Raw genomic sequence first — 26,749 nt, forward strand, 5'->3', positions numbered from 1 at the left:
GGTCAAGAGATTCACCAACTCTGAGAGTGTACTTTTCATCGTCGTCAAACATCAGTTTAGCAAGCTTGTCAGGGGTAGAATCTGTCAGAGGCACGTATGGTTCTGCAAAGAAACCTATGATGTTATAGTTACCTTCGAACCCCTCGTAAGCAGTCTCGTTGATGTAGGTAATATAAGTAAGACCGTACTCTTCTGCAAGTTCTCTCCCATCTGTACTGCTAGCATTAGAGATTCTAAGTACTTCAGTAGAGTCGTTCTCATCAATATCATACCAGAATCCGGCAAAATTTGTTGCGGTTACTTCTACATAGTCACCATTGCCATAAGTGGCAACGATATTATCAATATCGCTACCGTTGTATATTGGGCCTCTGATTTCAACAGAGTCCACTGTTATTGCAGCGCTTGCAGCACCAACAGCTGCCAGAACCATTAATGCGGCTACTGCGAATGTCAGTAATTTCTTCATTATTTTCCTCCGTTCTAATTTATTAAGGTCAAGGTAATAAGTGATTATTGGAATGAACATATGTTCAATCAATTCTTCCACCAACGGACAGAAAACGTCCATTGACGAAAGTCAACTCATCACCCTCTAATCCCGTCATATTGGTTAGCAACTTTGTAATAAGACAATTTCCTTTTAAATCTTTTGTGGTCTCTTAACCGAAAAATCGCTTTTTTTGATAGTGAATATCGACATTTACAACGACATGTGCCGAAAGGATTTTCCATTTATTAAATAGCTAAACGCAAATTTACGATGAAATATTCGTATATTGTCGATTTTACTATTTTTAAGATTTAAAAGGGCAATTCAAATAAAAAATTCAATAAAATATAAATTCCTGAAGAAAGCTTAATGCTATCCTTGAATTTTGTTTTTGAATACCTTTATATGCAAGACTTTCCATAATCTTAATACGAAATAAATTTGATTTCATTATTAGGCAGAGACTTGCCTGTAAAACAAGGAGTGCTCTTATATTATGTCAGAGGAAATATCGGCAGAGGATGCCGCCAATCGGGTTAAAACCGGCATTCCTGGTTTTGACGAGCTTTGCGGTGGGGGACTCATTCGGGATAGGACCTACCTTGTCTCAGGCACCTCCGGTGCGGGGAAGACAATCTTTTCTATCCAGTTCATCTACAATGGTATCATAAACTACGGTGAAAACGGAATTATAGTAGCAACAGAAGAACGTCCCGAACAAATTCGGAAAAACATGCTTAATTTTGGATGGGATCTTCAGGCTCTTGAAGATAAAGGAAAGCTTGCTATTATAGATGCCTGCTCTACAAAAATAGGAATTCCTTCCCAGGAAAAGTATGTTGATGTCAGACCTTGTGATACCCGTTCTCTGATGGACCAGATCATTGCAACCCAGGAAGAAATTGATGCTAAAAGAGCACTCGTGGATTCCACAACTTCTATTAGTTTTTACCTGCAGGACCCGGCAAGAATAAGGATAGAGCTCCTTAGGCTCAGCACAACACTTGAAATCATAGGTTTGACATCCATGATGACCTGTGAGATTATTGATGAATCAAAACCCTCTCGGTTTGGGATTGAAAATTTTGTCACAGACGGCACCTTCGCATTATACTATGACAGGCGTGACAACATCCGCTTCCGCAGTATGGAAGTCTACAAAATGCGAGGATCTGATCACAGTATGAAAGTGCACCCCTATGATATTACAAAAGAAGGCATTGTAATCCACCCCCACGAAGAAATATATAATACCAATTTCTGAAGGAATTAGATATCCGGAAATGCTTCTTCGTTGCCGCATTCCACGCATTTGTAAATAACCAGAGTGCGGCCAAACTTATCATAGCGCTTAATTGGAGGATACTTCCAGCGATTCATCCTTCCATGACAGATAGAACATCTGTAGTTCATGCTTTATCACCTATACATATTTGATCTTGGGAAATATAGTTGTTCCGTTAGTCGGTAACCATTAGTTTAACCTTTAAATTCTGAGACTTCTGGTCAAGTCAAAAAGCAGATTAAACAGGAAAAAAGATTACTGTGGATTTGCAATCGATACACTGATTGCAATTCCACTTCTGTTTATATACTCATTAATGCGATTTAATGAATGAGGGATCATTCCTCCATTAGTCAGTATCATACATCTTTTACCGCACAGCGCCATGAGAATAGCCCTGTCTATTACACCAGAAGAAATATTTACAGCAATGCAATGCTGTTCTGCAAGGGTTTTGCTGCGTTTACCCATGGCCCCGATAACATCTATCCCACCATCAAGAACAAAGTGTTTTAAACTTTCGGGATCGAATCTATCCATATCATAGATTATGATTCCTCCGGCTTTGAATCCATGCCTTGTAAGTTCCACAATTGCTTTCCCGTTGGAATGGATATGTAAAACCTTCCCGTTCACAGCCTCATATGGGGAATCAAGGGCATATTCACCATACAGAACGCCAAGGTTTAGGACTTCTCCCACCTGTGTTTCCGGCGGAACTTCCACCCACATCAGATCTGGAGGTTTGAGAGCATTCACCAGATCCGGCACTGTTTTAGGGTTCCTACCGGAATGGGCAAGGTTCCGCCTTTCGATTTCGCGGTAGATATCAAACGTTATCGGAAGGCGCAGATGTGCTTTTTGCAATAGTTCAGTATCCCTGAAAACATCCACAGGCTTGCCTTCTCCTATGATCTCCCCTTTCACAAGGAAAAACACATAGTCAGCCCACCTGTATGCAAGATCCACATCATGAGTTGAAATGATAAGGGTCGTTCCCATATGATTGAGTTCATTGAGGACATCCATTAACTCGTCAGCACCAACCGGGTCCAGATTTGCAAGAGGCTCGTCCAGAATAACAACCTGAGGTTCCATTGCAACAACGCCGGCAATTGCTACTCTTTTCTTCTGACCGCCACTCAAATGATGAGGCGGACGACCCTTGAGATCTTCAATCCCGAAGTATTCCAGCATTTCGTTAACTTTTGCCTTGACTTTTTCCTTGCTGTGACCGAGGTTTGAAGGACCAAAAGCAATATCCTGGTACACTGTAGGGGCAAATATCTGATCATCTGAATTCTGGAAAATTATGCCTATTTTTTGGCGTATTTTCTTAAGTGATTTTGAGTCATATTGCAACTCTTCCCCATCAAATAATATTCTGCCCCCAGAAGGCTTTAAGGTACCGTTAAGCAGCAGGAAAAGAGTTGATTTCCCTGAACCGTTCTGACCGACAAAGGCTATTTTTTTTCCTTTTTCCAGTTTGATATCAACACCTTTGATAGCCTTTGTCCCATCGGGATATGAGAATTTAAGATCCTGAGTTTCCAGTATTATCATTTCTTCACCTCATCCAACCCGTTCCATTGGTAATATACCACACAAAGACAACTACAACCACATAGAAAAGCGCCAAAATTGTCTCAGGAGCTCTCAGAGGTCTGGTCTCCTCGTAAAAAGCCATTTTCCCATCATAACATCTTGCATTCATTGAAATGAATATTTTCTCACCCTGTTCCCATGATCTCAGGAACAATGTGGAAGCAAGCATTGCAAGAGAATTAAGAGAAGTTCGCAGATCCTTATAACCAAGGCGAACAGTCTGTGCATATTTGATGCTTAGCGCCACTTCCAGAAAAACAAAAATGTAGCGATACATCATCATTGAAATTTCAATGAAAGAATCCGGAAGTTTTGATTTTTTAAGCACTGCAAAAAGCTCTACCATTGGAGTTGTCAGTGCAAGGAAGAAAAGACACGTCATACCTCCCAATGTTCTGGAAAATACAAGAAAAGCCATTTCAAGACCTTCTACATTAACTCCCAGATGATAGCTAAGAACGTTAAAACCAAAGAGTTCCTGTCCTCCACCAAAGAAAAAAGCGATAACAATGACACTCAGGATAACAAAAGAAGCTGGTCCGGAAAGTATTTTCAGATATTGCTTTAAAGGCATCTTTGAAATAACAACCGTTGCAGTCCCCATGCATAAAGCTATCAAAAAAGGAACTGCCGGGGAACCGGATGATACTCCCATAAGGATACCGAATAATACCAGACCGATCTTGAGCCAGTTATTGGTGTACCGTAAAGGACTCATAAGAGCATAATCATCCAGCATTTTTGTCATAATATTAACCTGAAATGTTTATCCTGTGCTTTTGAAACCAGTCTATTAAAAGCAGTCTATTAATATGTATCGTAAATTTCAAAAAAGAAATATCAAGGTCAGTCAGACTGACCTTTTCCCCTGTAATATCCAAAGAAATAACCGATTACTACTGCACCGATTGCTGCCTGGAGGGCGAAGAGCAGGCTTTCGATTTCACCGCTGGGTGGTTCAAAACCTAGATTGCCTATCCAGGGTTCATAAGAAGGATTGATTTCAGCAATCACACCTTCAGCTTCACCATCCGCACCTCCAAATTCGGAATCAGGATGCATGGACATTGTATAAAAGAATGATGCCGCAAACAGCACCACAAGAGCAACAAAAATCAGTTCTCCTTTCATGCAACTACCCCCCTTAGCTTCTCTGCTGTTTCTGAGGTAATAACCTTAAGCTCCACAAGAGCATCACTCTTAACCTGTACAATGTACTTAAAGACAAGGGCAGTAAGTGCACCTTCCATAATTGCCAGAGGTACTTGGGTCATGGCAAAAATTCCTGCAAACAACTGGAACGACGCCATTGCGCCGCCGGCTTCCGCCGGGAAAGCCAATGCAAGTTGTATCGACGTGACAACGTATGTAGCCCAGTCCGCAAAAGCGGTTGCAAGAAACACAACAACATAGAAATTTATGTTGGCTTTCATTCCTGCCTTATAGATCACATAAGCAACTACGGGCCCGATAATACCCATTGAAGCCACATTGGCACCAAGGGTTGTGAATCCACCGTGGGCAAGGAAAAGAGCTTGATAAAGCAGCACAATTGTACCCAGTACGGCAGTTATTGCCGGACCGAAGAGAATTGCAGCCATTCCCGTACCTGTGGGGTGTGAACAACTTCCTGTCACAGAAGGCAGTTTCAGGGAAGAAAGCACGAATATAAATGCACCCGCAACTGCAAGCAGGGGCAGAAGTTCACGTCTTTCACTGATGAGTTTGTTCATTCTGTACATACCAAAGAATATCACCGGGATGGAAATTGCGAACCAGATCCACCACCACGGCCCGGGTAAGAAACCTTCGGATATATGCATTTCATCGCCTCTTTTTATAACAAATTATAACAATTTCACTTTAGTGAAATAAAGACTAATTGGCTTTTTAAAGAAGTTATTCTATAAATACCTGTTCCTTAAATCAATTAAAGTTTATTAAATTATAACGAATGCCCCCTCCCCTCGAAAGTATGAAAAATGTTAAGAAACGTAAGACAAATGTATTGGATCTTAAAAAACAACTACCACACAGTGAAGAGAAGTTTCAGCTACCGGCGGATTGTTTACCGTTCCACGGGTAATACGTTCATCCGGATAGCCAAACTTCTCGCATACATAAATGCTGGCATCAATTCCCCTGTCTTTCAGGATTTCGGCAACTTCAATTGATCCGAATGTGTCAGCAGGAAGAAGAAAAATATTTTTCCCCAGATTGATTTGTTCCAGAAAATCTTTTTTTGCAGGAGTCGGATCCCTGCCATGCGCAGTTATGACTGCAAGCCCTGCCATATCCACACCGGTTTTTGCGCACGCGACCTGTAGGGAAGAAATTCCTGGAATAATACGATCACCTTCTCCAGCAAACTTGCCAAGACCAGAAAACATGGGATCGCCCGTAGAAAGCACCACAGCATCTTCCGGAAGCTTATGCAGATTTTTGTAGTCTTTTATACGCTTACCCTCACCAGCTATGTACTTAGCTGCAAGCTCAAGGGATCTCGGTGAACCGTAAACTTCAGAGGCAGTGCTTATGACTTCAATCGCCTCCTCCGTAAGCATGTTAGGTCCTACACCTACACCCACGATGATCATTCTACATCCTCACTGTCCATCAAGACTGTCCCATCACGATCAACAATGACCACACGAGCACCTTTTGCTTTCTCAACAGTTTTCCTGAAAGCCTCTTTCAGGTGCTTGCCTTCAGGTTCCCTCTCTATCATTTCCGAAACCGTGGCAAAACCGGTGTCCTTGAGTATCTCCGGATCGCCCCACTTAAGAATGAGTCCCGGAAGACCGCAAATAGCCACGTCACCGCTTGCTGCCTCAAGTCCTTCGGAAATGCGACTGCCTGCAAGCACAACCGTGTAATCAGGGAATAACATTGTGGAATAGCGAATGCCAATACGCCCTGTGGTGAGAACAACTTTGCGGGAAGAACGGATTAAGTCACTCTTCATCTCCCCGAGGTGATCGTTCCAGGGTTCAACAAACCCTGTAGTACCAAGAATTGAAATGCCGCCTTCTACCCCAATTGTAGAGTTGAGGGTCTTTTTAGCTATTTCCACTCCTTTAGGCAGGGATATTTCCACTTTCACTCCGGCAAGTCCCAGCTCTTCAACCGCTTCCTCAACGGCAGCCCTGATCTGTGCCAGAGGTTTCGGGTTTATTGCAGGAAGGCCTTTCTTGACCTGTAAACCACCCCTTGTGACAATACCCACACCTTCACCTGCAGTAATTAAAATCGTATCAGAAGGCTTTGCATGACCCACAAACTCAAGTCCCCTTGTTATATCTGACTCGTGATCATTCTGTATTTTGGCAACTTTCGCATAACCGTCCTTTGCCTCAACCACATTAAAATGGGCACGCACACCGGATGGTGTCGGCACCGAGATCTGGGAAACATCTTTCCCCATGGACAAGACAGCAGCCTTGGCAGCTGCTGCAGCTGTAGTTCCTGTAGTATAGCCTCGTCTGAGCACAGAACCATCACTCAGCACCACAAGCAGACCGTTTTTGATGCCTTCTTCCAATTCATCTCTTGGAAAACTGGATTTTTCCAGCCATTCATCAGGGATTTTTGATTTGTTCACAGGGTCGATCATTGTCATCAAATCACAGCTTTAAAGTTATAAAAGTACCGACTTGCTTTATACTATCAACCTGTTCTCCTGAAAAGTCTTGCAAGTTCATCCATAGTCAGGCGAATAACTGTTGGTCTCCCATGGGGGCAGGTAAACGGATTCTCAGCCATTTCAAGCTGCTCCAGCAAATTCCTCATCTGTGCAACTGTGCAAGAAGCCCCCGCCTTAATCGCAGCCCTGCAGGCCATTGTCTTGTACATATGATCATAAATACTACTTTTATCCTGTATCCTGCCGGTTGAGAGAATTTCAGAGACTAGATCACGGATGCCAGAAGGATCCTGCACTTTTCCGAAAACATGCGGGACTGCTGTTATAATATAGGTACTGGGACCAAATTCCGAAATAGCAAAACCCATCTCTTCAAAATAGGGTATATATTCCTGCATTATTACTTTTTCCCGAGGCGTCAGATCAATAGTCACAGGCTCCAGAAGTTCCTGCCAACCCCCGGCTGCTTTTTTGCGTATTTGCTCATACATTATCCTTTCATGTGCAGCATGCTGATCAATTAGCATAATCCCGTCTTCGGTCTCCACAATTATGTAGAGATTATGCACCTGCCCCACTACCCTCATATCCTTCAAAACAAATGCGACATTGTCCGGAGATTTTCCTTCAAGTTCCCTTTCAGATCGTTTGAGGCGCCTCTCGGTGTCTTTTAACGGTGCCCTGTATGCAGCTTTGCTTTCCTTTATGACAGGACTTCCAGCTTCATGCACAGGTTTTCCAGAATGCAGGGAAGTCTGGAAAGGTTGTTTTTTTGCCAGTTTCGCTTCAGGAACAAGTTCCTGATCAGCAAGAGTATTCTCCACCGCCCGGGTAAGATCATCCATTACATCGGATTCACGACTAAAACGAACCCTGCGTTTTGCAGGATGCACATTTACATCGACTTCCCTGAGGTTTACACGCACATCCAGAACAGCAAGAGGATATCTGCCCTTTGGGAGAAGCGTGTAGTAACCAAGAAGTATGGCATTGCTCATGGCCACTGAAGCAATACTTCTTCCATTAACGAAAAAATACTGCATGTCTTTCCCGGTCCGGCTTATCTCGGGTTTGGAGATGTAACCTGAAACAGTTACCAGTTCCCCCTCATAGTTTACCGGAAGCATGGATTTTGCAATATCGCTTCCAAGCAACTGGATTATCCTGTCAAATATGTCACCTGCAGGTGCACGAAGTGTCACCCGGCCTTCGCTTACGAGTGTAAATGACACCTGCGGATTGCCAAGTGCCAGACGCATTACCGTATCAGTTATGTGGGAAAGTTCGGTTCTGGGACTTTTAAGATACTTGCGCCTTGCAGGAGTGTTGTAAAAAAGATCTTTCACTACAACTTTTGTCCCAGGAGATGAACCAATTTCACTAACTTCCTCAACGATCCCGCCGTTTACATGCACCTTCACGGCAGATAGGGCATCATGTTTCCTGCTCACAAGTTCCACCCGGGAAACTGCAGCAATGGAGGAAAGAGCCTCACCTCTAAATCCCAGTGTCAGAACAGCTTGAATGTCTTCAATGTTTTTGATCTTGCTTGTTGCGTGCTTGGTGAATGCAAGTCTGGCATCCTCCCGGCTCATTCCCTCGCCATTATCCATGACCGAAATCATTTTAGAACCTGACCCCCTTATTTCCACTCGAATATCAGTAGCAGAAGCATCAATGGAATTTTCAACAAGCTCCTTAACAACCGATGCCGGGCGCTCTATCACCTCCCCTGCTGCGATTTTATTGATGGTTTCTTCATCCAGCACATGTATACGATGATTGTCATCCATTGAGTTCGTTCTCCTTTATCTTTTTCTGGAACTCATGAAGCTTATTAAATGATTCAATGGGAGTCATATTATTGAGATCAAGATCCCTGATTTCATTAAGTATCTCAGTGCCATAGTCATTGTCCTGTCCCGCATAGGGATCAAAAAGTAAAACCTGGGTATACTTTGCAGTAGAACTGCGTCTTCTCTCAGCAGTGTTTTCCTTGCTGATTATACTCTCATTTTCAATATCATTAAGGATTTCCTGAGAACGTTTTGTAACTTTGCGGGGCACCCCAGCAAGTCTTGCTACATGAATACCGTAGCTTTTATCTGTAGCCCCGGGAACAATCTTTCGCAGGAAAACAAGCTCATCGCCCTCTTCTTTCACGGCAATGTGGTAATTTTTCACCCTTTTGAGCTGATCTGCAATATCCGTAAGCTGGTGATAGTGGGTTGCAAAGAGTGATCTTACTCCCACACGCCCCTTATTATGAATATACTCCACAACTGCTTTGGCAATGCTATAACCGTCATAGGTGCTTGTCCCTCTTCCGATTTCATCCAGCAGAATAAGACTGCGGGGAGTGGCATTGTTCAGGATATTGGCAAGCTCCACCATTTCCACCATAAAAGTACTCTGCCCGCTTGCAAGATCGTCAAAGGCTCCAATCCTTGTGAAAACCCTGTCAACAATGCCGATGCAAGCATGAGATGCAGGTACAAAAGAACCTGCCTGTGCCATGATTACTATCAAGGCCACCTGTCTCATATAGGTTGATTTTCCCGCCATATTGGGACCTGTTATGAGAAGGAACTGGCTGTCAGAGCAATCCATCTCAATATCATTTGGCACAAAGCTCCCTTCAACAGATTTCTCAACTACGGGATGCCTGCCCTCTCGAACAATTATCCTGCAATCGTTTGTAATATTTGGTCTCACATAGTTGTTATTGGCAGCTACCTCAGCAAGGCATCCCAGTACGTCCAGTCTTCCCAGGCAGGATGCGGTATCCTGTAATTCCCTGGAAAAAGAGGCAACATAAGAGGAGAGTTCCGTAAAAATACGGTGCTCAAGTGCAACTATTTTTTCATCAGCAGATAGAATCTTACTCTCCCATTTCTTGAGTTGAGGAGTGAAAAACCTTTCAGCATTTGCCATAGTCTGCTTTCGAATATAGTCTTCCGGAATCTGTGGGATATTGCTTTTTGTGATCTCGATATAGTAACCTATGACTTTGTTATAACCGACCTTCAGGGATTTAATTCCGGTCCTTTCTCTCTCCTGTTGCTGAAAAGATGCAATCCATGATTTTGCATTGCTGGATATTTCCCTTAATTCATCCAATTCGCTGTTGTAACCCGGCTTGATCATTCCCCCTTCCCGGACAGAAAGAGGCGGTTCTTCAACAATTGCACGGTCAATGCATCCAATAAGTTCCTCCCTTGCGGAAAAAGATTTCAGGATATCAATTGATTCCTGTAACAAGGAACTGTGATTCTCCTGGCTCATTGATTCAAGAATCGGACCTACAGACTGCAGGGAGTTTTTAAGGGCTACCAGATCCCGAGCATTACCGTTACCGTAAGCAACTCTTCCAACCAGCCTTTCTATATCCCTGACATAGGAAAGATGTGAGCGTACATCAAAACGCATCATGGTATTCTTGTTGAACTCTTCCACAGCATCAAGACGCCTGTTGATATCGTCCACATTAAGCAGCGGCTTGGTGAGCCATTTAAGAAGAATCCTGCTACCCATGGGAGTGGAAGTTTCGTCCAGTACCTTGAGCAATGTCGCTTCCTTCCCGTCATCTCTCACATTTCTTACAACTTCAAGATTTCTCAGGGTGATTGAATCCAAAACCATGTATTCAGAATTTGAATAGGTCTTGAGAGTCTGGACATGTCCCAGCTCCCGCATCTGGGTCACTGTAGCGTATTCAAGAGCTGCCGCCGCCGATGAAATAGCCGCAGGAAGATTATCGCAACCCATGCCTTCCAATGTTCTGACGCCAAAGTGATCCATCAGTTTTTGTTTTGCTGCATGCGGATCAAAAGCCTCAGAAACAAACTCGTGCACAATGAGATCCATTTCCTCAAGTCTGCGGAGCAGCCTTGGTTCCTTCATGAGGTTTGTAGGAAGAATCAGTTCTGCCGGTTGCATGCGAGATATTTCCGCTGCAATCCCATCGTAAGGGAAGGCATCCTGTATGCACGTAGTCAGGAATTCCCCGGTTGATACATCTAAAAAAGAAATACCAAAGTTCTCCCCATACTGGGATAAGGACATAAGGTAATTATTGGAAGCATCTGTAAGAATAGAGGAATCTATTGCAGTTCCCGGGGTTACAACCCGCACAACTCCCCGCTTTACAACACCCTTGGCTTTCTTTGGGTCCTCGAGTTGTTCACAAATTGCTACTTTATATCCTTTTTTCACAAGGCGGGGAAGATAATTATCAATTGCATGATAAGGGATACCTGCAAGAGGCATTTTTGAGCCGTCTTTCCCTTTTCCCCTGCTGGTAAGAGCTATCTCAAGTTCTCGGGAAATTATCTTTGCATCCTCACCGAAAGATTCGTAGAAATCGCCCATCCTGAAAAAATAAGGGCATCCGGATGTTCTTTTTTTGCACTGTAATACTGCTCCATAGCAGGTGTTAGTTTGCTCATTCTTACTCCGCAGTGAATTGTCTGGTGGATTTATCTGTTTGTTGGTATTTTTGTGTTTGGATTGTAAAGTGCAAACAGTAAGAAAACAGTAAGCATAAATCAAAAAAGTAGAAAACCAGAATGCTGCTTCACAAACGGAGGAAGGAGGGGATGGAAAGACCTACTCTGAATACACCTGTCCCCATTTGCAGGTTAATTCCTCCTTTTCAGATGATGAGTCTTTTTTTCATAAGGTTTATTGAAAGCAGGAAAAAAAGTGCTGAAGCCACTACCAACCAGACAAGACTAAACAACAAAGAAACATCCAGGATGCCGGATGTCAGTGAGCGGATGACTATCACTATATGCGCCAGCGGCAAAGTTGCCAGAGCGAAATACTGGACCCCCTGTGGCAGCAATGAAAGAGGAAAAAAGGTTCCGCTGAAAAGGAACATGGGCATTATGAAAAGAATGGAAGGATAAGTCAGTGAGTTTATATTCGAGCTTACAGCTGTAAAACACATCGCAATGCAGGAAAACAGCATCCCTCCAAGAAATGCGAAGGGGATTATCAAAAGGGAATGTGGAAAAACCACAAGCCCGAATATCGCCATTACCGGAAGTACAATAATGGAGTTGATGACACTGCGGGTAGCACCCCAGAGTAATTCACCTGCTATCACTTCATCAATATTCAGAGGTGTTGCGATTATAGCATCAAAAGTTTTCTGGTAATACATCCTGACATATGACCCAAACGTGCATTCGTAAAAAGCTGCGTACATCAAGGATACGGATATCAGTGCCGGAGCGATGAATTCCGCATAGGATACACCTTCTATATCCGAGATATAGTTCCCGAGCCCGAATCCCAGCGCAAAGAGATAAAGGATTGGTTCGACTAAGGGTGGCAGGAAATTTACCTTGAATGTACTCATGAACACATCGCGGTTGCGTAACCAGACCTTAAAGGATTTGCTTGTTATATCGGGGAGGCTAAAGTATCCCATAATCAGTCCCTCAGTTTCCTGCCGGTAAGTTTCAGAAACACATCTTCCAGCGTTGCCTTGCGAACAATGATTTTTTCGAGACTACACTGTTTCATCAGGTGATCAGTTATAATCTGGGGATTATTGCTATAGATCTGAATCATGTCCCCTATTACTTCATATCGGGCATTGTTTTTATCAAGGCAGATTCGTATTTCATCGGTATCCTTTGTTTCTATAATATCACTGCCAATATGCTCTTGGATTATTTCTTCAGGGGTTCCTTCTACAAGAATTTGGCCATTGTCCATTATCACAAGCCTGTCACATAACTGGGCTGCTTCCTCAAGATAATGAGTGGTCATCACAATAGTGGTCCCCTTTTTCTTGAGTTCTGTGAGCTTATCCCACACAATGTGCCTTGACTGGGGGTCCAGTCCCACAGTTGGCTCATCAAGCATCAGCAATCGGGGCTCATTTATGAGAGCACGTCCAAGGATGAGCCTTCTTTTCATCCCTCCCGACAGGGTATCTGCCAAAGTGTCCCTTTTCTCAGTCAGCTGGACAAAATCCAGTAGTTTTTCTATTCGCTTTTCTGCTTCCTTTCTGGGAATATCGAAGTAGCGTGAATAAACATAGAGGTTCTTGTAAACAGAAAAATCCGGATCCAGATTGTTTTCCTGCGGGACAACCCCCATGAAACTTTTGATCTCCCGGTGCTGTCTGGTGACATCCATTCCGAAAACAGTGAGTTTTCCATTATCCAGTGGTGATACACATTGTATCATCTTCATAGTAGTGGTTTTTCCTGCTCCGTTAGGTCCGAGAAAACCGAAAAACTCTCCGCTGTATACGGTGAAACTTACATCATCAACAGCTACAAAACTGTTGAAATTCTTTTTTAGATGCTCTGCAACGATTACCGGTTTGATATTATAACCACCACTGGATTTGATTAGTACAATAGAAACCGTTTCACAAAAATTTAACTATATCGCAAACTGGCTCTCTTGTTTAACATAAATTTGATGGTTTTGTTGTTTTTGGAGTGGAAATAAAGGGGTTTTCGATATCTGTCGCGAGGATTGTTTCATTGAACAGGAACAAATGGAAGACAACCTAACAGCACAAATGTACTTGTGGAAAGGATGAAGTCAGAATCGTAACCATCACAAATACGAATACAGGCGAAAAATCATAAACGAAAAGACTTCTGGTTTGTCTGATACGTTTGTCCCTCCAATGCACAAGTTTACTTGCTTAAAGGCGATGGATTCCCGCATGTGGAAGTTCAAGTGAAACTTGTAGTAGAAAAGCATCGAGTAAATTTGATAAAAAATGGATAAAACAAGCAAAGTTCCCTTGGCCAATGTCAAACGGCCTTACATTCCCAAAGCGAATTTTGGAAATTGAATATCGGGTTTTTGGTGGGGCCGCTGAGATTTGAACTCAAGTCGCAAGACCCCCAGCCTTGCAGGATGGACCAGGCTACCCTACGGCCCCACGAGGTCTGAGCACCTAATACGAACTATATCTATATCACTTTTTCTGCTGTTAAACAGATGAAAGTTTCCATAATTCGTAGGCTTCGGTAATCTCGGCTCCGCTGAGAAAAACGCAATCATGCCTCTCTGCATATGCTTTTGCATCAGCTTTTGCCAGAGCCTTGCCTGTTCTGTCATCCAGCATCTCGCAGACAACCATGGCCGGAGTAATGCCTGCCATCTCCGCCATGGCGATGGATAGCTCAGTCTGTCCACTGCGGTTTTCCATGAGTCCGCGTGCTGCCCGAAGCAGGGCCACATGACCAGGTGCCCGGAATTCAGCTCCGAAATCCACGGCTGCAACATCACTATTGCGAGCTATTTCACTGATTTTTGCAAGCCTATTGATGGTCAGGGCACGCTCTTGGTCAGGAATGCCTGTTCTTGTCTCACGGTGGTTTACCCAGAGAGAAAACGATGAACGATTATCGTATTTTAAATCCCCGTCCCTCTCAGCAATACTTTTTATGGCAGGCCAATCCGATTCAACATCATGCAGGATATCCGCCATGAAAGGGAGACCAAGCTTCTCACAAACGTCATCTGCAAGGGCAACACATATAAGTCCTCCACCATCAACACGCATCCACCTGATGTCATCAGGTGTAACCGCAAAAGCAGGAATTGTAAAATCTGTTTCCCCTTCCCTGCCATCCGAATCAAAAATAAAGATCATCTTACCTTCGCGGATAGCTTCAATTGCTTTTTGAATCCGTGAGTTAAAAACAGAATCTTTCATAAATACACCTCCTCTTAATTACCATCAACAACAATACGAACTTCATCTCCATCTTTGAGTTTCAATTCCTTTCGCAATTCCACAGGGGAAACAATCTCAAGCAAGTCCTTTGGATAATGTGTCCTGTCAGGCACCACAACCGCAGCCTCAATCCCATTAATATAAACACGATAACAACTAACACCCCCAAATGTCCGCTTCCCATCAGTAAAACCAGCCAGCGGTATCACTGCACCCTTCTCCACCTCTTCACGCAGCTTCATGCTGAAATCCGTCAAATGAATATTGAGGGTTCCTGGATAAGGGAAAAAACCCAGCTTTTCATGAAACTGTCTCTGGTAACCTTCCTGCCCGATGTAATATTGTCCTTCACCCAGACCCGTTACCACATGACCGTGGAGTTCAACACGCTCAAGTTTCCCATGATCACCAAAAATATGGCGGTAATCGGCATATTCTTTCTCAAGAATGGCTTTTCCACTAAGAGAAATCTGGACAATTTGTCCGCCTGCAACAATTCTCCTCTCAACAAAACCTTCTTCCTCCAGCATCTTGAGTATCCGTGCAGCGGTCTTCGAGCTTGTGTAAAGGTATTCTGCAAATTCTGTCGAAGAAAGTTTGATGGGACGATCAAGTGCACCCAGCAATCCCAGAATCTTGAGTGAAGAAATAGTATGCATAAATTTGTAACCTCTCAATTGTGAGATGTGTCTCATATATGAGACTTCTTAATAGATAAATGTTTGGGGCTCACACTTCACGCAATATTATTATTCTGCCGATTATATAGTTGGAACAATCGGGGGATCATGTGAAGAGCAAATACAAGTATGAAAACGCTCCTGAGAAAGGAAGCTGGAAAGAATCTATCTACAATATTATTTTTGAAGCTGATACACCTGCAGGAAAATATTTTGATCTGCTACTCATACTTGTAATAGTAGCCAGTGTGCTGGTGGTAATGCTTGATAGTGTGCAATCTATAAGCACAACTTACCATGATAGATTCTATTTAATGGAGTGGGGATTCACCATCCTCTTTACAATGGAATACCTACTAAGAATAGCATGCGTTAGGGACAAAAAGAAATATGCTCTCAGTTTTTTCGGGATTATCGATCTTATAGCAGTGCTCCCAACATACCTGTCGATACTCCTTCCAGGAGGACAATACCTGCTGGTAATACGCAGCCTCAGGCTTTTGAGAATTTTCAGAATACTCAAGCTTGTACAGTATCTCACAGAAGCCGAACTGCTCATAGAAGCCTTACGTGAAAGTCAGCGCAAGATCGTGGTTTTTCTTTTTGCAGTTCTTAACCTTGTGATTATTCTTGGCTCATTTATGTATGTAGTTGAGAATGAAAATCCTGATTTCACAAGTATTCCGGAAAGCATTTATTGGGCAATAACAACCATAACCACAGTTGGTTATGGTGACATTGTACCTACAACTCCACTTGGTCATCTGATAGCATCGATTATTATGATCACAGGTTTTTCCATAATTGCAGTACCCACCGGTATTGTTACACATACCATAATAAAGGTTTCAAATCGAGAGACAGGAGCCCAGATTTTTGAGCAGGAGGATAGCATTACTTCCAAAACCTGTTCCGACTGTGGTCTGGATACACATGATAACGATGCATCTTACTGCAAGCGTTGTGGCGCTAAACTTTGATTCACAGGATCACAAAACAATGTCGAAGAGTATTTGTATTGCAAAGGGTATCTAATCTGTACTTAAAACAACGTTTTAAAGGTGTTTTCATGGAAATTAACGGAGTCGAAATCGAAGATACATTTGCAGAAGCGTTTCCAATTAAAATCGGAAGAGCCCTTATCACAGCAGTAAACGAGCGCTGGGCAAGAATCGCAGCCCAGGAAGCTACTGGTTTTGGTACTTCAGTTATCATGTGCCCTGCAGAAGCGGGCATTGAAAAGGTAGTCAGTGCAGACGAAACCCCTGATGGAAGGCCTGGTGTGTATGTCCAGTTTTGCACATTCGGTTACAAGTCCCTTGAAGAACAGCTTCTTGAAAGAATAGGCCAGTGTGTACTGACTGCGCCAACAACTGCTGTTTTCAACGGTCTTCCAGATGCCGATAAGCAGTTTGATACCGGTTTTAAACTCAAGTTCTTTGCAGATGGCACTGAATCCGAAACAGAAGTTGGTGGAAGAAAAGCCTACAAGATACCGATGATGGAAGGCGATTTCATTGTAGAGCACTCCATTGGTGCAGTAGACGGTGTTGCAGGCGGTAACTTCTTTATCTTCGGAGACTGCCAGATGAGTGCCCTGAACGCTGCGGAAGCTGCTGTGGAAGCAATCGAAAAAGTTGAAGGAACCATAACACCGTTCCCCGGTGGTATTGTTGCCAGCGGTTCCAAACCCGGTGCCAATAAATACAAGTTCCTAAAAGCAACTGCCAATGAGAAATTCTGCCCTTCAATCCGGGATCAGATCGAAGGAACCGAGATTCCTGAAGATGTCGGTGCAGTGTATGAGATCGTTATCAATGGTATAAGCGAGGAAGCAGTGGCAAATGCAATGTCCGCAGGTATCAAGAGTGCCGTTAAGGTTCCGGGTGTCAAGAAAATCACAGCAGGAAACTATGGCGGAAACCTCGGTCCATACAAATTCAACCTTCACGACCTTGTATGAGGTCGTTTCTTCTTTTTTACTTTTTACTTGTACATCCTGTGCTTTCTTGCATTAAAGTTCGTCTTTCTCTAATTTTTAAAATTAGAATGCACCTAAAAAATAGCATTTTGCAAATCTATGTTAATTTTATCATATATCATACTAATTTTTTATGGGAAATCCAGAGATTTCCTGACTGCTACTTCTTGAAGAAAACTAAAACTGAAACACCCTAACAGATATCAAAAAAGTTAAAGGATTGAAATTCTTACAATCCAAACCTTATCATCAAATTGTTGAAACCAGCTTCAATAATATCTCTAGGATCAAGCCCTGTTGTGGTTACGACTATATAGAGACCAACTATGCTACCGATAACGCTTCCCAGATTTGCAAGGGCTGCCACCAGTATAACCCTGAAGAAATTGTTATTCTGCATTTCACTGAATGTTTCAAGCTCGGTAATTTCCTTCAGATCGTCGGCTGTAGGACGTCGCTGTTTTGCCTCCATAAGTCCTGCAAACCAACCTGCAGCCATCATAGGATTCAGTGATGTGAGCCATGCAACTCCAAAAGCTGTAAGAATGGAATATGGATGGCCCTTTGCAAGCGCTGCGCCTGTGGCACTGAGCACACCGTTGATGATAAACCACCAGCCAAAAGCCAGTAACAGCAATTTAAGAGGTGTACCTGAGAAAATCAGCAGTATGAAAGTCAACAATGCAAGGGCTACTATTCCAAATCCGATTATCTTAACCAGACTAAATCGAGATTTGGGAATTTCCATAAGCGAAGAAAGAGGTGGAATGGTCGAAGGATTGGAAAGGTAGCGCTGGACTCCGGGTTTATGTCCTGCACCCACAACTGCCACAACCGTTTTTCCTCCTCCTGAAACCAAATTTAATAGGCTGCCTGCAATATAGGCATCTCTTTCATCAATCAGGACCTTGCCTGCATTTGGGGCTGTATTCCTGAGTTCTTCTGTGAGCATTGAGATGGATTCCTGACTTGTGATATTATCCATATCAATCTGCTGACCTCCACCAATGCCTACTGCTGCACTAATAAGGTCCCACATCATACGCAGTTTCTCAAAAAAGCCCATAGAACTCCAAAAACGCTGCATAGTAACCTGTATATCTCTATCAATCAAGGCTATTTCATAACCTTCAGCCTTGGCGGCATCAATAGCAGCTATCATTTCGGAGCCGGGATCAACTCCCATCTCACTTCCGATTTTTTTCTGCACATAGGAAAGAAGGATCTGAACAAGAAGGAAATAGAACTTACCACCAGTGAGCATCTCTTTTATTGGTAACTCAGTGGAAGAAGATTGATTCTGGTTTTGCAGTGCTTCATATCGTCCACGACAAAGTTCCACTGCAACAACATCAGGTTTTTCACGCTGGATTGTTTCTTTAACTTCTTCTACACTTTTTTCCGAGACGTGAGCTGTCCCGACTATCACAATCCGGGATTGGTGAGGTTCAATGACTTGCATGATCGTTGCAGCAGAGTCATTATATGAAGATAAATATGAGTGACTTCCCGAAGAAGAAACATCTTCGTAAGAATAATCTATATCTTGACTGCTGGAATCACTTAATCGGGCTTCTCTTTCCATTCTAATCCTCTTGGGATGCACCTTCACTCATTTAACAACGCCATTGCATGCATCAAGTCTGTACGGGAAAGGATGCCAATGACTTCATCATTTTCCATAACCACGAGCCTTCCGATGTTTTTTGTGGTAAGAAGCTTAAAGGCATCCGTTGCCGATGCATCAGGAGATATAGAAACAACATCCCGTGTCATGACATCCGATACCAGAATGGCAGGCCTATCTATGGGAGGCACATTGCGCACGTCCGTAAACGTAATGATTCCTTTTAAAACATTACCTTCCATAACAGGATAGCCCATATGCTTGTGTTTAAACATAAACTGCGTAAGTTCATCAATGCTCATATCAGGAGATACCGCAACCACGTCTTCAGACATTAGATCCCTGACAAGGACATTTTCAAGTGTTGTCGTTATAACAGTTGAACGTTCTTCAGATGACGCACCCATATAAACAAATACTGCAATCAGAAGTAGCCAGAGATTCCAAGGATTGGAAAGAAGACCCGCAAGAGCCATCAGCAACGCAAAAAATTTTCCGACGCCTGCAGCATTGTGGGTTGCTCGCACATAATTCATTTTCCTGGCAAACCACGCACGTAGAATACGACCTCCATCCATAGGAAATGCAGGTATCAGATTGAAAACACCGAGTCCAATATTGATGGTAGCCAGTATCCCCACTAGTCTATAAAAAGGAGTGTCAGCGTATGAAGCCACTAGTAATGTAATACCAAAATTGAGTATAAAAAGCACAAAACCTATAAAGAAACTAACCATGGGACCTGCAAAAGCCATTTTGGCTTCCTGTGAAGGATTTCTTGGCATTTCTTCCATCGAGGAAACTCCTCCAATCAGGAAAAGGGTGATATTCTGGATTTTAACCCCGTAACGTTTTGCAAAATATGAATGACCCAGCTCGTGTAGAAGCACACAGGCAAAAAGCAGGATAGTAGTAATAAATGAAAGAATATAGCTTAAAAAGACCGGCTGGACATCCTGGAAACCATAGGGAACGGGAGCCGAGGCAAATATCAAAGCAAATAAAGGCAATACAATAAGAAACGAAATATGAATCAATATTGGGATACCCATTATTGTTCCAATCCTGAAAGAGCTAGCCATGTTAATATTTTTAAATTTGATCTTATTTATCTCTATCCAAAAAAGAATTATGAATACTTTCATCCTGCTATCTTCAGAGATATATAGGCAGAAGGCATAGTGTTGATCAGTCAAGGATTTTGAAGGGTACACGCCTTTACAAGCTTCAAGGCTAGGTGCCCTTTAATTTAATCCATTTAAGTGATACTTTCATCCCCTCTTTATTTTTTTAATTAATAATGAAATTTTGATTTTGAGAAGTAGATAATGAAGTAAGGTCAGAGAAATACATTGATTTACGCTAAAGATGCAAGATCATCAAGGAATTCAGAAATAATATCTTTGTTAAGATGAGGCATAACCACAAGTCTGAGGGACTGCGGATTATGAGTGACCGAGACTCTCCACCCATATTCTAAGAGCAGGCGTTTCTGTAATTCTACGGGTGAATCCATTTTCAGGCATACAATATTCATAACCGGATCAATTACAGTGGAAAAACCTCTTTCCTTTGCACCTGATACCAGATACCGTGTCATGTCCATACAATTATCAACTACTTTTTTGTAGCCATCCATTCCAAGATGCATCATGACAGCATAAGTTGCAGCCACAGCAGCCCCGCTTCTGGTACCTGTAAGGGAGCTCTGGGTCTTTACTGTAAGGTACGGAGTATGAACAGAAAGGGATTCAAGAAGCGATTTATCTCTGAAAAGAAGACCACCCGAAGGAATTGTGCTTAAACCCATTTTATGCGGATCTATTGTAATGGAAGAAACACCTTCAACTTCAAAATCATACGAATAATGCTTTTCCAAAAATGGAATTACAAAACCACCAAATGCTGCATCCACATGTAGGAACAAATCATTTTCTTCTGCAATTAAAGATAGTTGCTGGATATCATCTATCTGGCCAAATTCAGTGGTACCCGCAATACCCACAAGTCCAATAGTATTCTCATCAATCAGGTTTTTTACTGAGTCAATATTAACGCGAAGATCAGGATCTAATCTGGCCCGTCTCATTTCAACTCCTGTGAGATTACCTGTTTTCTCAAACGAGAAATGAGCTGAAGAAGGCAAAACTACGTTTGGCTTTTTTGAAATGCTGCAGTTTTTCATGGCACGAATAGCTTGGATATTTGATTCTGTACCTCCTGTACTGAGATAGCCACAGGCATCTGGTTTGTGAAGCAATTTTCCAAGAAGATTTATGACTCTCTCTTCCAGAATTGTTGTACCTTTAAAAAGTCCAGGATCACCCATATTTGTTTCAAGAAAATCCTGATGGACTGATGCTGCTATAGGATGAGGATAAGTACACATAGAACTAAGAACTCTTTCGTAAGGTGTATCAAGTAGTTTTATCTTAGCAAGATCAGCAAGTACATCTTCTTCAGAAACTCCATTTTTGTTCATCAGGATCGATGTAAAAATAGCATTACTTAGTTTAAATGATTTGTCTTTGCTTTTTGATCTAATTTAAAAAATAGGATTTAAAAAATAGGAATAAGGGCACCCCATGATTTCTTCTGGAAATTAAGTGATTTGGATATCATTTTGGCATTATTAAATTTTAGGATAATCTGAATATATTAAATAATAAAAATTGTACAAAAATGTTTTTCAAAAAACTTAAACATTTTTAAATAACAAAAATTTAATTATAATTAAATTTATTATAAAAGTGTTAATTTATATTATTGATTTATAGTTAATTATAAATACTATTTTTCCTATATTTACACGACTATCTTTTTTTCATTTTTTATTAAAGATGCTTTTGCATCTTTTTTTAATCTCCACACGAAATAATAGGGTGCCCTCTTTTTATATAGTTTCCAGTAGAAATTAAGGGGTTTTGGTTTAGCTCAATCTTAAAACCAGAAAAATTGGTTATCCAATATTTTTCTGAAAATAATTACCTTTTAAACTATATGATTAAACTTTTATTATTTATATTTCCAGTAGAAATGATGGGGTCTTCACCATAAACATTAATAGGTTCAGTTTCCATTGCATTTGTTACAGCTTTATCACTATACAAGACAAGAAACATACAAGACTTGATTATACAGAAAAACCAATATTATCGGGCTTTTCTGACTTATCAAATGAAACTTATCGAATGAATTTTAATTGGAAGGTGTTTACATGGCTAACGAGTCATTAGAGTCATTAGACGGATTATTTCAGGAGTTATTAGAATCCGAGTCGTTGTTTAAGAACAAGGAAGTATTGCGTCCTTCATATACTCCTGATACATTGCCTCACAGGAGTGATCAAATAAACAGTCTGGCAATGATATTAGTTTCCGCTTTGAAGGGTGACACTCCTTCCAACATTCTAATTTATGGGAAGACCGGAACAGGCAAAACTGCTGTTGCGAGATATGTTGGAATCGAACTTGAAAAGAAAAGCGAAACTTTGCATGTACCATGTGTTGTGCTCTACATTAATTGTGAGGTAATAGATACTCAGTATAGGCTTCTGGCCAATCTTGCAAAACAGTTTGGTGAAGATGTACCAATGACAGGATGGCCTACTGATCAGGTTTTCTTCAAATTTAAGGAAGCAGTTGATGCAAACAAACAGGTTGTAATTATTATTCTTGACGAGATTGACAAATTGATCAAGAAAGGTGATGATGTTCTTTATAATTTATCTAGGATCAACACTGAACTCCAAAATGCAAAAGTTAGTATGATTGGAATTTCAAATGATCTTAAATTTACTGAATTTCTTGATCCAAGAGTGAAGAGTTCCCTTGGTGAAGAGGAAATTATTTTTCCGCCTTATGACGCCGAGCAGATAAGTGATATTCTCAGGCACAGGGCAGGGATCGCCTACAAAGAAGGATCACTGAGTGAGATGGTAATTCCATTGTGTGCGGCGTTTGCAGCTCAGGAACATGGTGATGCTCGCCGAGCTCTTGATCTCCTGAGAGTTGCAGGTGAGATTGCAGAAAGGGAGAAGAAAAATCAGGTTGAAGAAAGACATGTAAGGCAGGCTCAGGAGAAAATTGAAACAGATAGGATTATTGAAGTAGTTCGGACTCTTCCTACCCAATCCAAACTTTCTCTTTACAGTGTAATGCTACTTCGAAACCACGGTTACAGGAATGTCACTACAGGAGAGGTGTATAATGTCTACAGGCAACTCTGCAGGAATGTGGACATGGATGTACTGACCCAGCGCAGGGTAACAGATTTGATTTCCGAGCTGGACATGCTTGGTATTCTCAATGCAATTGTGGTGAGCAAGGGAAGATACGGGCGCACTAAGGAAATAGTCTTAAGTGTTCCCCTTGAAAGCACAAAAAAAGTTTTGCTTGAAGATTACCGCCTGAATATGCTGGCAGATTTCAAACCGGTAATTACTGCACAGATGCATCTATAACAATAAGTCATAAGTGTTTTTCCGGACGGCAAACCTTTTTTCAGGAAAACAGCAATCTGACATAACCTAGATAGGGAATGCGATAACGTGCAACCCCTATTATCCATTCTTCTTTTATAGGAGTCATATAGCTGACCATTCCCTGTTGATCATAATACTTGTTTGTCTTTTCATTGTCACCCTTGGTAATATAACCGGAGTGAGGTGCGACAGGACCGTTTTCCCACATTGGTTCTCCTTCCTCAACATAATACATGGCTCTGTGAATTATTGGAGTAACACCTTCCTGTCCGTAGGGGCGATACAGAATAACGTCACCTGGCATCCCAAAGGAAATATAATCTTGTGGTGCGGATCTATAGGTAATTACTTCAGTCCGGTCTATACTCTGTATGAAAATGATATCTCCTATATTCATATGGGGCTCCATGCTGCTTGATTCCACGGCAACCATAGGTGTCCAGAGGCCGAATATTATCTGTGAAAGGATTGCAAATGCTGCCAGTATGGCTATTACTGAAATTATATCTCTGGCAAGGCTTATCCAAAAGTTCTCACTTTCTTTGAATTGCCTGATAGAATCTGGAAGTTCCATGTTGCTAAAATCTCCTTTTACCAAAGGCTTTGAGAATGTTTCTGGATATGAGTAGTAATAGTTTAAATCTATTGGTATATATTATTGGCAAAACAAAAATAAATAAATTGATTCAATATGAGCGGTGAATCCGGGCAACAGGTTATATTCAGGCTAATGGAAGAAGGCTATCAGGTGAGTCCTGAAGCGGCCGAATTTATTAGCTCACACTGCCAGTCCCCGAAACTTGCAGAACATATTCTTTCAAACCTCGAAGAAGATGTTTTTGTGATAGACATCCAGCATCTGGATCTTGATAGTTTTACAGGGAAAACTTCCAGTTTGGCAATTTCTGAAATTCAGGGTGAATTCAATAACGAAAAAACGGAACCACTTTTTAGTGATAATCCTGTGGAGGTTCTTTCCGACATAACCGACAGTTCCACATGTGTCGGAGAATACATGGAGTTTGTCCAGTATTTCCGCAATCGCTATAGTAGACTGAGTGAATTCATACGTGGCAGGATTAATGCCCGTCCACTTGAGAGCTTAAACATGGGAAGAAGAAGTGGTAATGGAGAGTATGAGGACATCTCTATAATCGGCATGGTTTCAGACATAAGGAGTACTTCAAACGGGCATCGTCTTATACAGTTTGAGGATCCTACGGGGTCTTTTCCGGTTTTGTTTACCACTTCCGAGAAGGATCTTTTTGAGCAGGCCAGCCATCTTGTGTTGGATGACGTTGTAGGTGTTAGCGGTAAATTGACCAATGACGGAAGACTTTTGATAGCTAATAAACTGATTTTTCCGGATGTTCCAAATGGTGTTTTCAGATCAGCTCCTTCGAGTGGAAAAGCAGTTTTCATTTCTGATGTACATATAGGAAGTACTACTTTTCTTGATGAGCAATGGGAAGCCTTCATATCTTTTCTTAAAGGAGAAAGTCCGGATGAAAACCTGAAAAAACTGGCACAGGAACTTCGCTACCTTGTGGTTGCCGGGGATATTGTGGATGGGGTCGGTATTTATCCGGGGCAGGAAAATGAACTTGTTATTTCGGATGTTTACAAGCAGTATGAAAAGGCAGCTGAATATTTTAATCAGGTTCCAGAACATATCAGGGTAATAATATGTCCTGGAAACCATGATGCTGTGAGGCAGGCAGAACCACAGCCTGCCCTGCCGAAGGACATTCAGGAAATGTTTGATGACAGGATTATCTTCGTGGGAAACCCTGCACTTGTAAATCTTGACGGTGCTTATGTGCTCATGTACCACGGCAGATCCATTGACGATTTTGTGGCGTCGGTTCCCGGAGTTTCCTATCAGGAACCAACAAAGGCGATGGTGGAAATGATAAAACGCAGGCATCTTTCTCCTATCTACGGAAGCAGGGTGCCAATAGCTCCTGAAAAAACTGATCATTTTGTAATTGATCGTATCCCTGATATTCTTCATTGCGGACATGTTCATACTGTAGGCGTGGAGCAATATCGTGGTGTTCTCCTGATTAATTCGGGAACGTGGCAATCCCAGACTGAGTTCCAGAAAAGGGTAAACGTGGTTCCTACTCCGGCACAGGTCCCAGTGGTAGATATGTGCAATTTCAAGACTATGCTGCTACAGTTTTGATTTTCTTGTGGCGAGCATTTTATATATAGCAAGCTAAAGTAACCCACCCAGATGAAATTACTTGGCCTTCCTGAAAAAACAGGTTTAAATAGCCTTTTGAAAAAACAGGGTTACAGTCTTGCAGGCACTCATTCTGCCGTTAAGACCTGCCTGTGGCTCAAACACTCCCTTCGTGAAGAGGGGCAGTGTTACAAATCACGGTTTTATGGTATTACTTCGCATAGATGCCTGCAGATGACACCTACGCTTCTCTGCAATCAGCGTTGTTTACATTGCTGGAGACCTGTTGAGGTGGATGTCCCAGTGCCTGAAACATGGGATTCACCAATGGAAATTGTGATGTCTTCTATTAAGTCACAACAAAAACTGATATCGGGTTTTGGAGGCTCTGCTTCCCGTGACCTCTGGGAAGAGGCCAATGAGCCGGCACATGTGGCAATATCCCTTTCAGGCGAACCTACCATATATCCATATCTTCCGGAATTGGTGGAAGAATTCAGGAATAAGGGTCTCAGTACTTTTGTAGTTACCAATGGGACAAATCCCCATATGATGGAAAGAATTTCCCCTTCCCAATTATACATAAGCCTTGATGCACCGGATGTTGAAACCTATGAAAAGGTTTGCAATCCAATGCTTCCAGGTTTATGGGAGAATATCAACAAATCTCTCGACATAGTCAGGAAAAAGGATTGCAGAACAGCTATCAGGATAACCTTGGTTAAAGGAGTGAATATGTTTAATCCTGAAGGTTATGCTTCCCTGATAAAAAAGGCAGAACCTGATTTTGTTGAGATTAAGGCTTACATGCATCTTGGTTTTTCAAGAAGGAGACTTGAGAGGGATGCAATGCCAACGCATGATGAAGTGGAAGAATTCGCTTTGGAGGTAGCTCGTGTTCTTGGCTATACTGTAGCCGATTCTGTGCCTATAAGTCGTATTGTCCTCCTTTCAAAAGAAGCCGAATGCACAAAAATGCTTCCGCTTTGACAGGTTCTACATAACCTATATTTATATCTACTGCGTAGTAACGCAAAATACTAA

The 26,749-nt window shown here is 42.0% G+C and carries 23 protein-coding genes, 1 tRNA gene and 1 pseudogene; 6 read left to right on the plus strand and 19 right to left on the minus strand.

Annotation, left to right across the window (positions count from 1 at the left end; genetic code table 11):
* A partial coding sequence (locus PWQ49_RS04305) for an S-layer protein domain-containing protein (RefSeq protein ID WP_300608326.1) occupies nt 1–469 on the minus strand: 469 nt, incomplete at its 3' end.
* Between the two features lie 520 nt (nt 470–989).
* On the opposite strand from PWQ49_RS04305, the gene PWQ49_RS04310 reads away from it, so the two are divergent.
* Nucleotides 990–1,757: an ATPase domain-containing protein gene (locus tag PWQ49_RS04310; protein ID WP_300608329.1), complete on the plus strand. Its 768-nt coding sequence runs from the start codon at nt 990–992 to the stop codon at nt 1,755–1,757.
* 5 nt (nt 1,758–1,762) lie between these two features.
* On the opposite strand, the gene PWQ49_RS04315 is transcribed toward PWQ49_RS04310, so the two are convergent.
* The 14 genes and pseudogenes from PWQ49_RS04315 to PWQ49_RS04380 all read right to left on the minus strand — a co-directional run bounded on the left by PWQ49_RS04315 (nt 1,763) and on the right by PWQ49_RS04380 (nt 15,405).
* Nucleotides 1,763–1,906 (minus strand): hypothetical protein, encoded by a 144-nt coding sequence (locus PWQ49_RS04315; RefSeq protein WP_300608332.1) that lies wholly within the window; start codon nt 1,904–1,906, stop codon nt 1,763–1,765.
* A 127-nt stretch (nt 1,907–2,033) separates the two neighbouring features.
* The gene (locus PWQ49_RS04320; protein WP_300608334.1) at nt 2,034–3,341 is read right to left on the minus strand and encodes an ATP-binding cassette domain-containing protein; all 1,308 of its coding nucleotides are present in this window, start codon (nt 3,339–3,341) and stop codon (nt 2,034–2,036) included.
* A gap of 4 nt (nt 3,342–3,345) precedes the next feature.
* Entirely contained in the window at nt 3,346–4,131 is a 786-nt protein-coding gene (gene cbiQ, locus PWQ49_RS04325; RefSeq protein WP_300608337.1) for a cobalt ECF transporter T component CbiQ, read from the minus strand.
* 98 nt (nt 4,132–4,229) lie between these two features.
* Nucleotides 4,230–4,514 carry an energy-coupling factor ABC transporter substrate-binding protein gene (locus PWQ49_RS04330; protein ID WP_300608340.1) on the minus strand — a complete coding sequence of 95 codons (285 nt, stop codon included), beginning with the start codon at nt 4,512–4,514 and terminating at the stop codon, nt 4,230–4,232.
* Nucleotides 4,511–5,206, minus strand: coding sequence for an energy-coupling factor ABC transporter permease (locus PWQ49_RS04335; RefSeq protein WP_300608343.1), 696 nt, complete (start codon nt 5,204–5,206; stop codon nt 4,511–4,513). The genes PWQ49_RS04330 and PWQ49_RS04335 overlap by 4 nt, the downstream gene beginning before the upstream one ends.
* A 192-nt stretch (nt 5,207–5,398) precedes the next feature.
* Complete coding sequence (locus PWQ49_RS04340) at nt 5,399–5,980, minus strand: cobalt-precorrin-7 (C(5))-methyltransferase (RefSeq protein ID WP_300608346.1); 582 nt, start codon at nt 5,978–5,980, stop codon at nt 5,399–5,401.
* A complete protein-coding gene (locus tag PWQ49_RS04345) occupies nt 5,977–6,996 on the minus strand; it encodes a cobalt-precorrin-5B (C(1))-methyltransferase (RefSeq protein WP_300608576.1) in 1,020 nt (339 codons plus the stop codon). Before PWQ49_RS04345 ends, PWQ49_RS04340 begins: the two co-directional genes overlap by 4 nt.
* A 53-nt stretch (nt 6,997–7,049) precedes the next feature.
* Nucleotides 7,050–8,819, minus strand: coding sequence for a DNA mismatch repair endonuclease MutL (mutL, locus tag PWQ49_RS04350; RefSeq protein WP_300608348.1), 1,770 nt, complete (start codon nt 8,817–8,819; stop codon nt 7,050–7,052).
* A pseudogene (gene mutS / locus PWQ49_RS04355) lies at nt 8,812–11,474 on the minus strand (DNA mismatch repair protein MutS). Before mutS ends, mutL begins: the two are co-directional and overlap by 8 nt.
* A 206-nt stretch (nt 11,475–11,680) precedes the next feature.
* On the minus strand, nt 11,681–12,463 hold the full coding sequence (locus PWQ49_RS04360; RefSeq protein WP_300608351.1) for an ABC transporter permease: 783 nt from the start codon (nt 12,461–12,463) through the stop codon (nt 11,681–11,683).
* A 2-nt stretch (nt 12,464–12,465) separates the two neighbouring features.
* Nucleotides 12,466–13,407 carry an ATP-binding cassette domain-containing protein gene (locus tag PWQ49_RS04365; RefSeq protein WP_363321809.1) on the minus strand — a complete coding sequence of 314 codons (942 nt, stop codon included), beginning with the start codon at nt 13,405–13,407 and terminating at the stop codon, nt 12,466–12,468.
* A 460-nt stretch (nt 13,408–13,867) separates the two neighbouring features.
* Nucleotides 13,868–13,945 (minus strand) — tRNA-Pro (locus PWQ49_RS04370).
* A 51-nt stretch (nt 13,946–13,996) separates the two neighbouring features.
* Nucleotides 13,997–14,725, minus strand: coding sequence for a 3,4-dihydroxy-2-butanone-4-phosphate synthase (gene ribB / locus PWQ49_RS04375; protein WP_300608353.1), 729 nt, complete (start codon nt 14,723–14,725; stop codon nt 13,997–13,999).
* A 14-nt stretch (nt 14,726–14,739) separates the two neighbouring features.
* Nucleotides 14,740–15,405: a winged helix-turn-helix domain-containing protein/riboflavin kinase gene (locus tag PWQ49_RS04380; protein WP_300608356.1), complete on the minus strand. Its 666-nt coding sequence runs from the start codon at nt 15,403–15,405 to the stop codon at nt 14,740–14,742.
* A 131-nt stretch (nt 15,406–15,536) separates the two neighbouring features.
* Between PWQ49_RS04380 and PWQ49_RS04385 the strand changes: the two genes are divergently transcribed.
* Nucleotides 15,537–16,406 carry an ion transporter gene (locus tag PWQ49_RS04385; protein ID WP_300608359.1) on the plus strand — a complete coding sequence of 290 codons (870 nt, stop codon included), beginning with the start codon at nt 15,537–15,539 and terminating at the stop codon, nt 16,404–16,406.
* A gap of 89 nt (nt 16,407–16,495) precedes the next feature.
* Nucleotides 16,496–17,389, plus strand: coding sequence for a formylmethanofuran--tetrahydromethanopterin N-formyltransferase (gene fhcD, locus PWQ49_RS04390; RefSeq protein ID WP_300608362.1), 894 nt, complete (start codon nt 16,496–16,498; stop codon nt 17,387–17,389).
* A 247-nt stretch (nt 17,390–17,636) separates the two neighbouring features.
* Here the strand turns inward: fhcD and PWQ49_RS04395 are convergent, their stop codons facing one another.
* The 3 genes from PWQ49_RS04395 to mfnA all read right to left on the minus strand — a co-directional run bounded on the left by PWQ49_RS04395 (nt 17,637) and on the right by mfnA (nt 21,516).
* Entirely contained in the window at nt 17,637–18,992 is a 1,356-nt protein-coding gene (locus PWQ49_RS04395; protein WP_300608365.1) for a TraB/GumN family protein, read from the minus strand.
* 23 nt (nt 18,993–19,015) lie between these two features.
* Nucleotides 19,016–20,116, minus strand: a complete 1,101-nt coding sequence (locus PWQ49_RS04400) for a CBS domain-containing protein (RefSeq protein WP_300608368.1) — start codon at nt 20,114–20,116, stop codon at nt 19,016–19,018.
* Between the two features lie 275 nt (nt 20,117–20,391).
* Nucleotides 20,392–21,516: a tyrosine decarboxylase MfnA gene (mfnA, locus tag PWQ49_RS04405; protein WP_300608371.1), complete on the minus strand. Its 1,125-nt coding sequence runs from the start codon at nt 21,514–21,516 to the stop codon at nt 20,392–20,394.
* 735 nt (nt 21,517–22,251) lie between these two features.
* Between mfnA and PWQ49_RS04410 the strand changes: the two genes are divergently transcribed.
* Nucleotides 22,252–23,496, plus strand: coding sequence for an ORC1-type DNA replication protein (locus tag PWQ49_RS04410; RefSeq protein ID WP_300608373.1), 1,245 nt, complete (start codon nt 22,252–22,254; stop codon nt 23,494–23,496).
* Nucleotides 23,497–23,536: 40 nt separating this feature from the next.
* On the opposite strand, the gene PWQ49_RS04415 is transcribed toward PWQ49_RS04410, so the two are convergent.
* On the minus strand, nt 23,537–24,091 hold the full coding sequence (locus tag PWQ49_RS04415; protein ID WP_300608376.1) for a signal peptidase I: 555 nt from the start codon (nt 24,089–24,091) through the stop codon (nt 23,537–23,539).
* Between the two features lie 117 nt (nt 24,092–24,208).
* Here PWQ49_RS04415 and PWQ49_RS04420 point away from each other — a divergent pair, with 117 nt between their 5' ends.
* Both PWQ49_RS04420 and twy1 read left to right on the plus strand, forming a co-directional pair.
* Nucleotides 24,209–25,705 (plus strand): DNA-directed DNA polymerase II small subunit, encoded by a 1,497-nt coding sequence (locus PWQ49_RS04420; RefSeq protein ID WP_300608379.1) that lies wholly within the window; start codon nt 24,209–24,211, stop codon nt 25,703–25,705.
* 51 nt (nt 25,706–25,756) lie between these two features.
* Nucleotides 25,757–26,695, plus strand: a complete 939-nt coding sequence (gene twy1 / locus PWQ49_RS04425; RefSeq protein ID WP_300608382.1) for a 4-demethylwyosine synthase TYW1 — start codon at nt 25,757–25,759, stop codon at nt 26,693–26,695.
* Nucleotides 26,696–26,749: the final 54 nt, after the last annotated feature.

This window comes from Methanohalophilus sp., assembly GCF_030156785.1.
GTDB lineage: Archaea > Halobacteriota > Methanosarcinia > Methanosarcinales > Methanosarcinaceae > Methanohalophilus.

Bases quoted from the DNA above. Each gene is read 5' to 3' on its own strand.
- PWQ49_RS04310 (WP_300608329.1), top strand. From the start codon at position 990: ATGTCAGAGGAAATATCGGCAGAGGATGCCGCCAATCGGGTTAAAACC.
- PWQ49_RS04315 (WP_300608332.1), bottom strand. From the start codon at position 1,906: ATGAACTACAGATGTTCTATCTGTCATGGAAGGATGAATCGCTGGAAG.
- PWQ49_RS04320 (WP_300608334.1), bottom strand. From the start codon at position 3,341: ATGATAATACTGGAAACTCAGGATCTTAAATTCTCATATCCCGATGGG.
- cbiQ (WP_300608337.1), bottom strand. From the start codon at position 4,131: ATGACAAAAATGCTGGATGATTATGCTCTTATGAGTCCTTTACGGTAC.
- PWQ49_RS04330 (WP_300608340.1), bottom strand. From the start codon at position 4,514: ATGAAAGGAGAACTGATTTTTGTTGCTCTTGTGGTGCTGTTTGCGGCA.
- PWQ49_RS04335 (WP_300608343.1), bottom strand. From the start codon at position 5,206: ATGCATATATCCGAAGGTTTCTTACCCGGGCCGTGGTGGTGGATCTGG.
- PWQ49_RS04340 (WP_300608346.1), bottom strand. From the start codon at position 5,980: ATGATCATCGTGGGTGTAGGTGTAGGACCTAACATGCTTACGGAGGAG.
- PWQ49_RS04345 (WP_300608576.1), bottom strand. From the start codon at position 6,996: ATGATCGACCCTGTGAACAAATCAAAAATCCCTGATGAATGGCTGGAA.
- mutL (WP_300608348.1), bottom strand. From the start codon at position 8,819: ATGGATGACAATCATCGTATACATGTGCTGGATGAAGAAACCATCAAT.
- PWQ49_RS04360 (WP_300608351.1), bottom strand. From the start codon at position 12,463: ATGGGATACTTTAGCCTCCCCGATATAACAAGCAAATCCTTTAAGGTC.
- ribB (WP_300608353.1), bottom strand. From the start codon at position 14,725: ATGAAAGATTCTGTTTTTAACTCACGGATTCAAAAAGCAATTGAAGCT.
- PWQ49_RS04380 (WP_300608356.1), bottom strand. From the start codon at position 15,405: ATGCATACTATTTCTTCACTCAAGATTCTGGGATTGCTGGGTGCACTT.
- fhcD (WP_300608362.1), top strand. From the start codon at position 16,496: ATGGAAATTAACGGAGTCGAAATCGAAGATACATTTGCAGAAGCGTTT.
- PWQ49_RS04395 (WP_300608365.1), bottom strand. From the start codon at position 18,992: ATGGAAAGAGAAGCCCGATTAAGTGATTCCAGCAGTCAAGATATAGAT.
- PWQ49_RS04400 (WP_300608368.1), bottom strand. From the start codon at position 20,116: ATGGCTAGCTCTTTCAGGATTGGAACAATAATGGGTATCCCAATATTG.
- mfnA (WP_300608371.1), bottom strand. From the start codon at position 21,516: ATGAACAAAAATGGAGTTTCTGAAGAAGATGTACTTGCTGATCTTGCT.
- PWQ49_RS04410 (WP_300608373.1), top strand. From the start codon at position 22,252: ATGGCTAACGAGTCATTAGAGTCATTAGACGGATTATTTCAGGAGTTA.
- PWQ49_RS04415 (WP_300608376.1), bottom strand. From the start codon at position 24,091: ATGGAACTTCCAGATTCTATCAGGCAATTCAAAGAAAGTGAGAACTTT.
- PWQ49_RS04420 (WP_300608379.1), top strand. From the start codon at position 24,209: ATGAGCGGTGAATCCGGGCAACAGGTTATATTCAGGCTAATGGAAGAA.
- twy1 (WP_300608382.1), top strand. From the start codon at position 25,757: ATGAAATTACTTGGCCTTCCTGAAAAAACAGGTTTAAATAGCCTTTTG.